The organism is Cupriavidus sp. WS, from assembly GCF_000395345.1.
Taxonomy (GTDB): domain Bacteria; phylum Pseudomonadota; class Gammaproteobacteria; order Burkholderiales; family Burkholderiaceae; genus Cupriavidus; species Cupriavidus basilensis_B.
This window is the reverse complement of record NZ_AQPL01000048.1, coordinates 59782-72285: the sequence shown is the minus strand read 5'-3', so window position 1 is coordinate 72285 and position 12504 is coordinate 59782. Positions and strand designations below refer to the sequence as shown.

At 61.8% G+C, this 12504-nt stretch carries 10 protein-coding genes and 1 pseudogene; 8 read left to right on the top strand and 3 right to left on the bottom strand.

Going from position 1 to position 12504, the window contains the following annotated elements; translation table 11 throughout:
- Nucleotides 1–175 precede the first annotated feature (175 nt).
- The 7 genes from K206_RS0105055 (at nucleotide 176) to K206_RS0105025 (ending at nucleotide 5850) form a co-directional block, all read left to right on the top strand.
- Nucleotides 176–358 carry a hypothetical protein gene (locus K206_RS0105055; protein WP_155887949.1) on the top strand — a complete coding sequence of 61 codons (183 nt, stop codon included), beginning with the start codon at nucleotides 176–178 and terminating at the stop codon, nucleotides 356–358.
- Nucleotides 359–471: 113 nt separating this feature from the next.
- Nucleotides 472–2250, top strand: coding sequence for a hypothetical protein (locus K206_RS0105050; RefSeq protein ID WP_020201322.1), 1779 nt, complete (start codon nucleotides 472–474; stop codon nucleotides 2248–2250).
- A 1206-nt stretch (nucleotides 2251–3456) separates the two neighbouring features.
- The gene (locus tag K206_RS37525) at nucleotides 3457–3639 is read left to right on the top strand and encodes a hypothetical protein (RefSeq protein ID WP_020423677.1); all 183 of its coding nucleotides are present in this window, start codon (nucleotides 3457–3459) and stop codon (nucleotides 3637–3639) included.
- A gap of 9 nt (nucleotides 3640–3648) precedes the next feature.
- Complete coding sequence (locus tag K206_RS44750; protein WP_369796867.1) at nucleotides 3649–4059, top strand: DUF6283 family protein; 411 nt, start codon at nucleotides 3649–3651, stop codon at nucleotides 4057–4059.
- 344 nt (nucleotides 4060–4403) lie between these two features.
- Nucleotides 4404–4856 (top strand): hypothetical protein, encoded by a 453-nt coding sequence (locus K206_RS0105035; RefSeq protein ID WP_043365493.1) that lies wholly within the window; start codon nucleotides 4404–4406, stop codon nucleotides 4854–4856.
- Between the two features lie 254 nt (nucleotides 4857–5110).
- Complete coding sequence (locus tag K206_RS0105030) at nucleotides 5111–5308, top strand: hypothetical protein (RefSeq protein ID WP_020201318.1); 198 nt, start codon at nucleotides 5111–5113, stop codon at nucleotides 5306–5308.
- Between the two features lie 5 nt (nucleotides 5309–5313).
- Entirely contained in the window at nucleotides 5314–5850 is a 537-nt protein-coding gene (locus K206_RS0105025; RefSeq protein ID WP_020201317.1) for a hypothetical protein, read from the top strand.
- A 301-nt stretch (nucleotides 5851–6151) separates the two neighbouring features.
- On the opposite strand, the gene K206_RS0105020 is transcribed toward K206_RS0105025, so the two are convergent.
- The 3 genes from K206_RS0105020 to K206_RS43600 all read right to left on the bottom strand — a co-directional run bounded on the left by K206_RS0105020 (nucleotide 6152) and on the right by K206_RS43600 (nucleotide 10258).
- Complete coding sequence (locus K206_RS0105020; RefSeq protein WP_155887948.1) at nucleotides 6152–7057, bottom strand: hypothetical protein; 906 nt, start codon at nucleotides 7055–7057, stop codon at nucleotides 6152–6154.
- 1161 nt (nucleotides 7058–8218) lie between these two features.
- Nucleotides 8219–9007: a site-specific integrase gene (locus tag K206_RS0105015; protein ID WP_020201315.1), complete on the bottom strand. Its 789-nt coding sequence runs from the start codon at nucleotides 9005–9007 to the stop codon at nucleotides 8219–8221.
- A gap of 777 nt (nucleotides 9008–9784) precedes the next feature.
- On the bottom strand, nucleotides 9785–10258 hold the full coding sequence (locus tag K206_RS43600; protein ID WP_020201314.1) for a hypothetical protein: 474 nt from the start codon (nucleotides 10256–10258) through the stop codon (nucleotides 9785–9787).
- A 307-nt stretch (nucleotides 10259–10565) separates the two neighbouring features.
- Here K206_RS43600 and K206_RS37515 point away from each other — a divergent pair.
- Nucleotides 10566–11960, top strand: a pseudogene (locus tag K206_RS37515) (DUF4158 domain-containing protein); the annotation flags it as partial.
- Nucleotides 11961–12504 lie beyond the last annotated feature (544 nt).

Genomic DNA, 12504 nt, shown 5'->3' with positions numbered 1-12504 from the left:
CCGAATGCCGACACGCTATAGCGCGCTCTTCTTCAATGCATGGCGCTCCCCACGGAGCGCTTTTTTTTTTGCGATTCCGATGACCTGTCACCTAGTACAAACCTGGCCTGCACCCCGGTGCCGACGGCCTCTCCTGGCGGCTGTCACTGTCCCTATCCTTGTGGCCGCGGCCAAGATGGATGATCTCGACGAAGCCCTGCGATTGCTCATGGACGTTGCCGACATCGCCGCCGGCGACGTGGCTGGGGCCTTTTTCTCCAGCGAGCCGGATGAGCAGTGGCTTTCCTCGAGCCTGGCCAGCCGGATAGGCTGCCTCGTGCAGTGGCTCCTGACCGAGGATCGTGCGGCGACCAGGTAGAACCTTTTCCGCCAGCGGCGCACGCCTTTCGTTACCTCTTTTTCCCAAATCTCCCCCCCCAGGGCGGTCCAGCCCACGGGGGCTGGCCTCCCGTTCATTTTCACGAGGCCAGCATGAACCAAACCATTGAGTTGTTTTCACAGGGTGCGTTCGAGCCTGTCGAGAGAAAGATCGCCCGCGCTGTATCAGTCGTTGTTGACCTGTTCCGCGCGGGGCATCCGATGTTCCTTGCCTTCAGTGGTGGCAAGGACAGCAGTGTCGTTGCGGCAATCGTTTTGCACGCGGCGCTACAGTACCGTGCAGCCGGCGGTCGCCCCGTTGTCTATGCCACCACCAGTGACACGCTGGTGGAGTCGCCGGAGGTCACGCGGCACTATGCCCACGAGCTCCGCCGCATGCGGGCCTTCGGTCAGGCGCATGGATTTTCCGTTACCACGGGCATAGCCCGGCCGACGCTCAGCGCGACCTTTCAGGTAAAGGTGTTGTCGGGTCGCGCGCTGCCCAGCTTCCCTGGCGCACACGGAGACTGCTCCACGGACCTCAAGATCATGCCCCAACGGTCGCTGCGTCGACGGTTGTTCCGCCAGACGAGCGACCGCGGCATGGCCGAGCCGGTGACCTGCCTCGGCACCCGGTATGACGAGGGAGACCGGCGGGCCGCACGGATGAAGGCGCGCGGCGAGTCGGATCGATCGCCGGTTCGCAACCGCGATGGCGATCTTGTCCTCAGCCCGATAGCGCATTTTGGGTCCGACGATGTGTGGGAGGCCATTGCCCTGTATGGCAGCGGACAGTTGCCCGGCTACTCCGATTTCGAGGAGACGAAGCGGCTCTACGCACATTCGGTCGGGACTTCGTGCGCTGTGGTGGCCGATGCGATCCTTGCGGGGGCCAGTGGTCGACGTCAGGGAAAGTGTGGCGCCCGGCTGGGGTGCCACGTGTGCCAGATGGCAGAGGATAAGAGCCTTGCCAACATGATTGCCCATGACGAGCGCTATGCATACGCTGCTGGCCTTCATCGGCTCAATCGCTTCATCCGGAACACCCGATTCGACTGGTCGCGCCGGCACTGGATCGGGCGGACCATCCGTGCCGGATATGTCAAGATCCAGCCGGACACATATCACCCCTCAATGCTTCGAGAACTGTTCCGGTACATGCTGCAGCTTGACTTTGACGAACAGGCCCGGGCAGCGACTGCGGGAGAGGCGCCGCGGTTTGAGTTGCTGTCCTTGGAGATGATTGTGGCCATCGATGCGATGCAATCGCTCAACGGGGTGGCTCGCCCGTTCGCCTGCTGGGCGGACCGGCGGGATGTGTTTGAGCGTGGCATTCGCTATGACATTCCCGAGGTGACTCCGGTGCCCGCGACACCCGTGCCTGCCCCTCGGTTCCTGTTCGTTGGGAATGAGTGGGATCAGCACTCTCCGGCCACGGCCTGGACCGGGCTGCGCGACCCGTTCCTGGAAGCCATGACGGCGGAGGCCGCATGCGCTCCACGCTTGGCCAGGACGCCGGCGGGCCGCGTCATTTGGAAGACGCCGACTGAGCAGCAATTCTCGGTGGACGTTGAGTCGGCCACGCTCCTGCAGGATTTCGAGCTTGATCGGCTACTCGATATGCATGACCGCGGCGTCGAACCGGGGCAGGTAACGGCCGGGTATCGCTGGTACTTGCAGTACGGCGTGCTCACGCTGTCGCACGCGCAGCGTGCCGAGCACGACCAGGCATGTCGGCGGACAGCTTTTAAGGACCGGCTCGGACTTGGCATCGAGTATGACATTGAAGATCTAAAGCGCCGGTCGATGTCCTTTGCGTTGCTCCCAGCGGACGCACAGGCCGCCTGGGAACACGCAGCAGCCGACCAAGAGGAAATGCTTTTTGCCGAGTGAGCGCGGCTATCGTGACAAGGCGCCCCGGGGATCAAACGATTCTCGGGGCGTTTTGCGTTCAACGGCCGTTGAGCCGGCAAAGCAACTGCGCCGGCGCGTCGCTGCGTCGTGACCACGATGGCAACTAGCGGCCGGGGTGAACTGGCGGCGGGGGCCTGGGAGTGTCGGTCGTGGCATGTAGGTGGCGGAAAGAAGAGAGGGTATTGGCCACTTGTGCCTCTGCCGCAGGGAAGAGACTGTCAGGGCGATGCTATGATAGGCACGTGTGCCTATATGATGGGTGGTTTCGATCTATGACGAACCGAGATAAATACCTTCTGTTGCTCAAGCAAGGCTCTGTTACCCAAGTCGCAAGTGCGGACATGATTGCCGAACAGACGCAACGTCCATGCTCTCCTCGCACCGTGCGTGCGTGGCTGGCGGCTCCAGAAACGCCAAGCTCACGCCCCTGTCCGGACTGGGCCGTTGATGCCTTGGAACGGCGCTTGATATATCTGAAGAAAATCGTTGCTTAGATAGGCACATGTGCCTATTATTGGACTTCAAATTGGTCCGAATTTTCGTGCTCGCCGGCGCGATGGGAGATCACGACGCCTTCAGCAACAGCGTGGTGCTGGCAGGGCATGAAGCAAGTTCGTGCAGATGCTGTTCGGCCCACTCAACCATTTCCGCATGAATGCCTCACTCGCTTGGCGAGTGTCATCATCGCGGGCAATTTTGGGGGATAGCATGACCATTCGGCCTGAGAGTGCGAAAGCGATATACCGCCGCGCAATAGACGCGAGTGCGAGCGATCGGGAGGGAGCGGCATGGTGGGCGGCCGTCGCTGCTGAAATCGCTGCCGTCGTGCGCGCGCAGGATATTGCTTCAGCCGCCGCGGTCATCGCCTGGTGGCATCATGACTGGACCCTGGTGGGCGATAGTCCGAGGGCGGCGGCCTCACGCATCCGACGCGCGGGTCGCTCCTTCAATGTTCGCTAGGTAGAAGAGACAGATTACAAATGCGTGCGATGGAACGAGTTTTGGCGAAGTATCCGGAAGCGGTAGCCGTTCGTGAGGAAGGTACTTTCGTTGGCGGAAAGATTCGGTTCAAGGTGCTACTCAAGCCTAAGGGCAGGAAGGTAGCCGGCTATGGACTTCGAGAGTCGTCGGCATGGGCGGATGCGTGCCGCCACCTTGGACTCTGACAATCTCAAATGGTGAAAGATGTTCAGTACCGCAAGAAGTGAACTGCGCGAACTGCACCGCCTGGTGGCGGAGACCGATCGCTACGACGCGAGCCTGGCAGCCAGGCCGGAGATTGTGCCGTCCAAAGAATCGACCGAGGAACGCATGCGCAAGGAGCACCGTAAGGCAGAACTCGTGATGAAGTACGAGCTGGATCGTTAGGAGACGGCGATGTCGGATGCCTGCGGACTGAACAGTCCACCCAAGCCGTGCTCCTCGTGCCCCTGGCGGTGCTCATCGGAGGCTTCGGACATTCCAGGCTTCGATCTGCAGTTGGCCGAGGATTTGGCAGCGACATGTCCGGACCATCGAGGAATGGGGCCGGATGGCGGCGCGAGCTTTTTCGCCTGCCACCAGTCGAAGGAAGGTGCTGAGCTTGCATGTGCTGGCTGGCTGGCCCAGGTTGGCCACCGCCATCCCGGCGTGCGTATGGCCATCCTGTCAGGCCGACTTGACCCGAAAGCACTAGTCGCTGATCCAGGTTGGCCGGAGTTGCATGACAACTATCAGCAGGTTCTAGAGAAGCTGAGAGCGGCATGCCTGGATGGCGAAGCTGCAGGCAGTAATCATCATGATCGCTAGCAACTAGGAAGCTTGATGGACGACGTTGTGACTGAGGAGCGGGATCTGCTACGCAAAGCTGCCATTGTGGCCGGCTATGAGCCGGTTCGAGTTGCACATGATGGGCGAGCGCTGATCCTTTTTGGAGTCCATGTGCCTTGGAACCCGCTGTGCCGCGACGCAGATGCCTTTCGTCTGGCCACTACAGTTCCTGGCATCGACGTGACCCAGATTCTGTTGGAAGCATTCTCGCAGTACCCGAGCGATGAAGCGAAGCGTGCTGAGCACGCGCGTCGAGCAATCACTGTTGCAGTGGCGGCTAGGACGGCGCGCCTCGGGAGGGGCTCGCAACGAGAGCACAGGCCATGACATCGGCAGTGATGGGAAAGATCATGGGGACGGTTCACCTGCCGGAGCACGTGGCGGCAAACGCGAAGCAACTGGCGCGGAAGTTCTTTGCAACAGCGGAGGCGAATGAGTTCTGCGGTGACGCGGTAGAGACCTACGTCGTCCCATTTTGGGCAACGCGGCTCGGAACCGATTGGCTTCCCGATATCTCGCAGCTAGGGTACCGGCGCGCCGGCAGACCAAGCGAGCTGGTTGCAACAGCCGGAGTCGACTCCCACACGGATGACATTGGTCTTGTGCTGATGGTGGTCCTGCACAATGATGGCCTTGCTTTCCGGCAGGGAAGGGTCATCCAAAAAGCCAAGGCGGGAGATTGGTTCATTTTCGACGATCGTCGGCCGCACGAAGTGCGTGAGGCGGATGGTAATGCATCGTTCCTCGGATGGCATATCCCGCTCATTGGCGTGTAGGAGCCAGCCTCGATGTCAGGTATCGGTAGGTAGTCTGGCAACGGTCGAATGAGGTGCACGATGTGCGGGGCTGCGATGGACGATTGTGACTGTTGGGAAGATTGCTCTTGCGGTTGGTCGAGCGAGAGTGGATCCGTTGCCGCAACCCGGACACCGCGCGTTGCTCAACGAAGGTGATGTATGGGAAGTACAACCGCGGGAAAAAACGTTGTGAGTAGGAAGGTGGTCACAGAGGAACTCCACGGGAAAACGACATGCCTGAGGTGAACGCAGACAGCGAGTGGAAGCAGGACACCGCATATAGCTGGTCGCACCCCAGCGGCTGGACCATCGCCCGATATGTTGTCAACGGCGTGTCGCGGTACATGCTGTGGAAGGGGCGTGAGAGCCAAGCGCTGCTCGATACGCTTGAGGACGCACAAAGGCAACACGCGGTCTCAGCGACTGAATAGGGGAAATGATCTTGCTGGCAAGCGTCGTGAACTTCTTGAGGCAAGTTGGCCTTCAGGTCACCTATGAGAAAGGCGCCAGAGGTTTTGTAAATGGCGTTCGTATAGAAAGCGGTGCTTTGGCGGTCGATCCCGAATGCCGGCCGTCTGCTCTGTTGCACGAGGCAGGACACTTGGCAATTGTGCCTGGGCGCTTCCGGTCGCTGATGTCCGACAACCTGGAGGCGGGTATCGGCGAGATGTTTCAGGCGATAGCGGAAATGGATCTGTGTCCCGATCACCCTATTGCCAGGGCCGCTATCCAATGTTCCGATACTGAGGCGACGGCGTGGGCGTGGGCCGTGGGGGTGACGATCGGGTTGCCTGCGGAGGAGATCATCCAAGACGACGAGTACGATGGCGATGGGGCGTTCATTCGCGTGTGCCTGGGCGCAAACGCGTACCTAGGTATCAATGGGTTGGCGCACGCTGGGTTCTGCCGCGTGGGGCGGTCTGGTGGATTGCCGCGGTACCCGAAACTTGCATTTTGGACGCAAGCCGCTTGAGGTGAGGAATTCCGTGACCAGTGAGAGACGTTTACGTGACGGTAGATACGAGGCCCGATGCAGACAGGCTACCCTTCTATCGGCCGCAGCCGCGGGCCACTCTAGTGTTTTCCCTGTGTCAGAGCTTGTGATCTCGGGCGGATGGGCACGGTTCTACAAAGAGGGGAAGGAGGTCTGGTCGTGCAACCCCGCGTATGCAGCTGCAAATTTCGATGTGGTGAAGATCGCATAACCGGGAGCCGACTGACCTGCGCACTGGTGGTGCCGGTTGTCCGAGGATTCCCCCCCGGTCACACCGCCGTCATTCGGAATCGGTGGTGATGGACCCGTTCACGGCGCCAGTGTTCTTGTTCACCTCGCTGGCGATCTCAAGAAGTGCCTTGAGAAGTGAGCCCTTGATCGGAAGCGTGTACTCGCGGGCTTCATCGACAAGTGTCGGGTCGCCGGGGAGATCCGACAGGCCATCGGACAGGACGGCTGGGAATGCCGCGAAGGTTTCGCGGATCTGGTTCGTGATGCGCTTGCCAAGCTTGTGAGTGCCTGCGACTTTGGCCGTGACGCGCGCATGGCCTTGTCCTTTGGCGCGATCGAGTAGGTCCTGTAGGGTCTGCGCCGCGGCGTCCCGGTGCTCACGCAAGTGGTCAAGAACCACTTCCGTGGCGACCAAGTCTTGTTTCAGCATCTCCTGAACAGCCCGCGGAGCGCGATCCAGCAGCAGGGCAGACTCGATCGTGGTTTCGGAGCAATTCCATTCGGTGGCGATCTCCGACACGGAGACCCCCATTGCCACGAGACAACCCGCGGACATCCCACGTTCGAAGAGGGACATGGGGCGTCCTTCGCTCGATCGCACCATAAAGTGAATGCGCGCGACGTCATTGCCTTCGAAGCGCATGACCCGCAGGCGGCGGATCGCGGCGCCGTGGGCCCGCGCCCGCATCGCGCCTTCCAGGCGGCAGTGACCATCGACGATGATGAACTTGTCGCCATCCCAGTAGACGTGGAGCGGCGGCACGTGGCGGCCAGCCTTGAAGACCGCGGCCCAGCGGTCGATGTATTCCTCCAAGCTCGCATTGCGTACGCGCTTGTTCCAACCCGGGACGACATAGAGCTGGTCGAGGTCGACGTCGAAGGAGTCTTGCTCCTTCACAGCGGGGTTAGAGCGGACAAATTCGCGGAAGCCGGAGAGGCGTTTGGGTTTTGACATGGCCAGGTGAAATGTAGTGGTGATGTTTCTAGCCTATAGCGGTAAGAGAAAAGTCAAGGCGCGGCGGCCGCGTCTCGGCAATGTGGCGACTGTTGCAGGAGCTGGTGCAGTTGGCGCAGCGATCGAGCAATGCAACGCGAGGGTCGCGCGAACAAGCGGGCCGTCCAGCGCCACGCCAAGGCGGTTGTCGCGATGGACATGCTGGCGGCGCTGCGGGCGCTGGTTCGCCCTGCATGCCGGCCTCCTCGCGCAGCAGTGCGCGGCCAGAGAGAAGGCCGCGGCGGCTGGTGCGGCCTCCTGTTTGCTCGACGCGCATCCGTCGCGCCTGCGCCATGCATGGCAGCCACCGGCGGCCAGCCGGCGGTGGCTGCTGCCATCCTGCTGCAGGACTTCGCCCCCCCCCCGCGGTGACACCAGGCAGCGAAGGTAAGCTCTCGGGCAGAAGCATGCTCGCGTGGTAGTGTGGCAACACCATCGCCTGCACGGTTTGCAGCAGAAAATGCAACTAACTGCCTAGCGTTTAAACCACCAACACCACCACACTTGCCTGCAGAGACTCCGGCAATGCAACGCGCGCGCGCGCCTGCTCCCAACAGCGGTGGCGGCGCCCCGATTAGCCCGGTTGCGCCGCTGATGCACTGGCTGCTGCTGGGCGACGGCATTTCTGCTCTGCTGCTGGCAACTGCGCCGGGCTGTCGGGCGTGCTGTACGGCCTGGCCGTGATCTCGCTGGCGCAGGCTGGCGTGGCAGAGCCTGGTTGGTCTGCCCGCCACCGAGAAGCGGCTGGTGGGTGGTTTATCGCCGCCACCGCGCACCTAGTCGGCATGGCCGCTGGGCTGGCTGGCGGCGACGCAGCACGCGAACAAGTCCACATCAGCCGTCGCGCGGCCGTGCAGGCGCGCTCGGCGCCGGCGTCCGGTGGCGGCTTGGGCTGCAGGACCAGTGGCGTTACGGCGTGCTGGTCACCACCGGCGGTCGTCGTAAGAACAGACCCACGTCGACCGGGTTGCCGTTGGCCAGATCGTCGCTAGCGCGGCGGGCGACCAGACCCAAATCACCCGCAATGTGGTTGCGCTGGCCAGCCTGGCGCCAGCCGCGCGCGCTGGAGGTCCTGACGTGGTACAAGCGCGCTGGCCGCAGCCACTGGCCAAATCTCGGCGATCAATCCGTGCCCACTGTCGCGGCAATTCGGTCAGCTGTGCGGGTACTGACTAGCCCAAGCAATTCGCTGACCTCGATGCGATCAAGTCCCGCAAGTAGCTGCCGGCGGCAGAAAGTGTTGCGCAGGATTCGCGGGCTCATGTCGTCAGCCTCGAACTCGATGGCCACCAACGCGGAGCGCACGATTCGGCCGAGGCCCATGTCGGTGATGGGCCTGCCGAGGCTCGTGAGCGAGAAGAGCAGGTTGCCGGCAATAGGATGGGTAGCGCGGCGGGCCGACCAGGTCTCCAGAATGGGTACTGCAAATTGGGGAAGAGAGACTGTGCGGGCATCCCGTGCTCCGCGGCGAGGGACCCGCAGGTGTGGGGGGCTCGCCGCCGTTTGCAGGTTCGCCTGGATCGCGCCACGGCCCTCCGCTGCTGTAATGCCGGTGCCCAGAAACAGCGCAACGATGGCGCGAGCCCGCAACTGTGCCAAATCGTCATTGAGCGAAGGCTGTACCCACGCTTGGAGGCGCCCATCTGCTTCCGGTGGCAGGTAGATAGGAGTGGGATCCTCGTTGGGCCACCGCGCACTATGCACGAGATCCTTAGCCGGATTGCTATCGCGCATGCCGATGTACACCAGATGCCGACACAACCGGTCGAGTAGCTTCAGATAGCGCATCTGAGTCGCTGGGCTGTATGCCGAGCCCCCCTTCGTTTGCCAGAGGGAGTCGATGTGGTTGGCGCCGAAGCTGGTCACGGTCACGCCGCAGTCGTGCAGGAGCCGCTGAAAGCGATCGAACATTGCTCGATGCTGGACTACCGAGCGGGCTGAGAATGGACGGCAGTCCGCACCCATGCCTTGATGTGCTTGCCATTCAGCGAATGCTGCAGTCGGGGAGGAAAGCCAAAGAGAGCGTTCAGTCATTGGCGTGAAGCCGATGTCGATTTCGTGCGCAACGACAGCATGCGAGGCGACAGGTCAGATGAACGACCGCGCAGGCAGAGCTACTGCAGGGGCCTGCACTGTTGCAATGCACCGCATAAATGGACGCTGCCGTCTCCGCGGAATTCCAGTCGCGCGGGGCTACCGATGATGGCGTGAAATATACCGGACACGAGAAATATCCCTGTGGATGTTTCCACGGCAGATATGTCGTTCCATCCGTGTTCAACTAGGCGAACTGATTTTACGACTCCTGCACTTTCCGAGCGTTTCACCGTTTCATGGGCGATGCCATAGATGGTTGCTGCACCCAGGGCGACCGCTATCCCAACGAAGGCGAGCAGCACGCCTTTCGGGGGCCTACGTTGCAGCCCATTATTGACGTGATGTGTCGTGATTTTGGGCTTGGTCACGCCGGGGAATAATTGCCAACGCATTGTTTTCGTCCTCTCCATTAGGGTGAGCGTGCAGCACCTGGTACCGCCCTACGCAATATAGTTTAGCTTCCCGCTGCATAAAGCAAGGCCTGAGCATTCTACAAGGCGCTGCCCCCACCGAGTAGAGTTATATACTGAATTAGTGCTCCCCCATACCTATGCGCCGCTCCGCGGCGAAACTGCGACAGAAGATCCGGGGTCAAACTGGTTGAAGGTGACGAAGACAGACCCAACGACCAACGATCGCAATTCCACCGCCACGCGCAGGCTCCTCAACATCGGCTTCGGCTGTCAGGCCGCAGGGGCCGTCGAAGATTCGGCGGATGGTGGCCAATCTAGCAGGGACGCCAGGGAGATGCGAATAGCGGAGCCGAACTCGGTCGCCAACAACGAATCGCTCGGCTCGCCGGTAGCAGGGCATGCCGTTGGGCAGCACCTCGATACGCTCCGAACGTTCGAGAGCGATATGCCTCAGGAACTGGCCGAGCTGGGAGCGCTGCTCGCCGATACCGCCCCGGGTTTCATTGAGTCGCGTCAGCTGCTGCGCGGAGTTTCGGTTGGTGACCGCCGCCCTCATCACGCGGCGATACTGCTCGCCCCCCGCCAGGAAGACTTCGCCGAAGTGGGCCGGCCACTTCGCGCCGGCCATCACGACGGGGAGATCATTCAGCATGGCCGTGGCGCGATCCGGCGTCATCCTGACATCGTAAGGGGCAATGCATGCGTCCGCGTCGATGAAGCCGTGCAGTGCGGACAGGCGTCCCCTTGATTTCGCTGCAATTTACCGGGGTAGCCACCCCTAGCATTCACGCGGGTTTCCGGGCGGCGTCCGGGAAAATACCCCGGTAAATCAATAAGTTGCTGTCTGCTGTCGCGAGTTGGGTGCGATTGCCTCATAGTGCACTTATTGTGTCGAAACGTTGCGTCCCGGTCTCATTGCCGATAATCTCAGCGGTCCGTCTTACGCTTGGGAGAGCGCGATGGATCACTGGCAACTGGCGTATCTGGGCATGCGGCAGATTCCGCGCGAACTCAGCGAGTTCGAGCTTGCCACGTTCTTCACCTTCTCCGCCAAAGAGCGGACCCTGATCGACGCGCGGCGCAGCCATTTGTATCGCCTAGCCTGTGCCGTTCACATCGGCTTTGTCCGCATGACGGGGCGCACTCTCGATGCCTATAAGCAGGTGCCCAAATTCCTCTGGGCCTCTGTGGGCGCGCAACTCGGCATCACGCCGCCGGACATGGGCACGCTGAACGCGCTGTATGACGGGCGCACCGATACCTTGGTGGACCACCAGATGCTGGCCTATCAAGCCCTGGGGTTCAGCCCGATGGCAGAGCATCAGCGACGTTACGTGACGCGCTGGCTCAAGGAGCGGCTGGCAGGGCAACCGAGCCGCAGTGACCTGCTGCACGAGTTGAAGCGCTGGCTCTACGAGCATCGCATCCTGATTCCGCATGACCGGGCGCTGAAGCGGCTGATCAGCCAGGCCGGAGAGGCATTCGAGTCGGCTCTGGCTGACGCGCTGGTGCAGGCCTACGGCGAGGCCTCCCTCGATGCGTGGGGTACCCTGCTACCGCGGCCAGAAAACGACCGGCCGAGCCTACAACAATGGCTGTGGGCTGTCCCGCTACGCAATTCGACCCATCAGATGGGCGAGTTGTTTGAGAAGATCGACCGCCTGTACAAGCTGGGCATCCACAGAGGTTGGCCGGCGGCCTGCAATGAGGCGGTGGTGCGGCACTATGCGCGCCGCTGTGCCAACCGCCCGGCGTCGGTCAGCAAGCGCGTCGCGCAACGGTCCCGCCGCCTGGAATCGGCTTGCTTTTTACGCTATGCCTTGTGCACGGCCACGGATCAATTGTCGTCCATGCTGCGGCATTGGATTCGCAAATGCGTCAACGATGCCGGACGCCTAATTGACGCGGGCCGACCGGACCCCGGTACCAAGCTGCGGGAATTCGCTGCCGCCGTCAAAGCGCTGGTCGCAGACGAGACGCTGACACGGGATGCGCTCTGTCAGCAACTGAGCACTCTGGCTGACGAGGCAGTTGGTCAGCATCTATCGAGCCGTGCCAGCCTGATCCGTGCGCAACTCCTGTCGCGACACCGGCTGGCCCGAGCCATGCTGGGCAGACTGGTTCATTTGCCATTTGCGGCACAGTCGGCCCACCCGGTGATCGAGGCGATGGAGGTGCTGCGCAAGCTCTATGCGCGCAGGGCCGACTGGCTCCCCGATCGGGTGATGGTTCGATTGGGACGCGCCTGGCAGCCAGCATTGGAGGGCTTGGATCGCAAGCGCGCCCTGGCCGCCTTCGAGTGGGGGACGCTGTTTGCCCTGCGGGTGGCGCTGCGCAATGGCTCGGTCTTCCTGGGGTCGCTTCAGAAAACGGAAAATTTTGCACGCTAAGCGATCGCTAGTCCCCGCCGGGCGCCAACTACCGGGCGACGAACCTGAACCATAGAATTCGAAGATAGTGTCCCGGGCGGAGACACCGGACGTCCGCGGCCACATTCTACGACTCAGCCAATTCTGCTCAACGAGAGGCAAGCCGGCGCCGCCGTGTAGGGCACAAACTTAAAGTGGCGCTAGGAGCGCATAGAGCTGCCCCGCCGGTTGATCTGTGTCCGCGGACTGCGACCTGCGTGAGACGTGCCGATCCGGCCATCGTTATCCAGCGAGCCACGCCACAAGGCAGGATCCCAGTCGAACTGTGCGTCTCTGCTGGGGCGGCTTGGCCTTGCAATGCGTCAAAGGCGTGATTGCGAAAGCAAGCATCAGGTAAGGCACTTACTCCAACGCCAGGCGGCGCGACAAATACGCTCCATGCGGCACATAGATGTGGCGCCGTGTAACGGAAGCAACCCCGGTGATGCAATGTAAGCGAATCTGCCCAACCATGACCGGGGGCAGCACG

Coding starts and splice junctions, on each gene's coding strand:
- K206_RS0105015 (WP_020201315.1), bottom strand. CDS start 9,007: ATGTTCGATCGCTTTCAGCGGCTCCTGCACGACTGCGGCGTGACCGTG.
- K206_RS43600 (WP_020201314.1), bottom strand. CDS start 10,258: ATGCTGAATGATCTCCCCGTCGTGATGGCCGGCGCGAAGTGGCCGGCC.
- K206_RS37525 (WP_020423677.1), top strand. CDS start 3,457: ATGTTCAGTACCGCAAGAAGTGAACTGCGCGAACTGCACCGCCTGGTG.
- K206_RS0105020 (WP_155887948.1), bottom strand. CDS start 7,057: ATGTCAAAACCCAAACGCCTCTCCGGCTTCCGCGAATTTGTCCGCTCT.
- K206_RS0105025 (WP_020201317.1), top strand. CDS start 5,314: ATGATCTTGCTGGCAAGCGTCGTGAACTTCTTGAGGCAAGTTGGCCTT.
- K206_RS44750 (WP_369796867.1), top strand. CDS start 3,649: ATGTCGGATGCCTGCGGACTGAACAGTCCACCCAAGCCGTGCTCCTCG.
- K206_RS0105050 (WP_020201322.1), top strand. CDS start 472: ATGAACCAAACCATTGAGTTGTTTTCACAGGGTGCGTTCGAGCCTGTC.
- K206_RS0105035 (WP_043365493.1), top strand. CDS start 4,404: ATGACATCGGCAGTGATGGGAAAGATCATGGGGACGGTTCACCTGCCG.
- K206_RS0105030 (WP_020201318.1), top strand. CDS start 5,111: ATGCCTGAGGTGAACGCAGACAGCGAGTGGAAGCAGGACACCGCATAT.
- K206_RS0105055 (WP_155887949.1), top strand. CDS start 176: ATGGATGATCTCGACGAAGCCCTGCGATTGCTCATGGACGTTGCCGAC.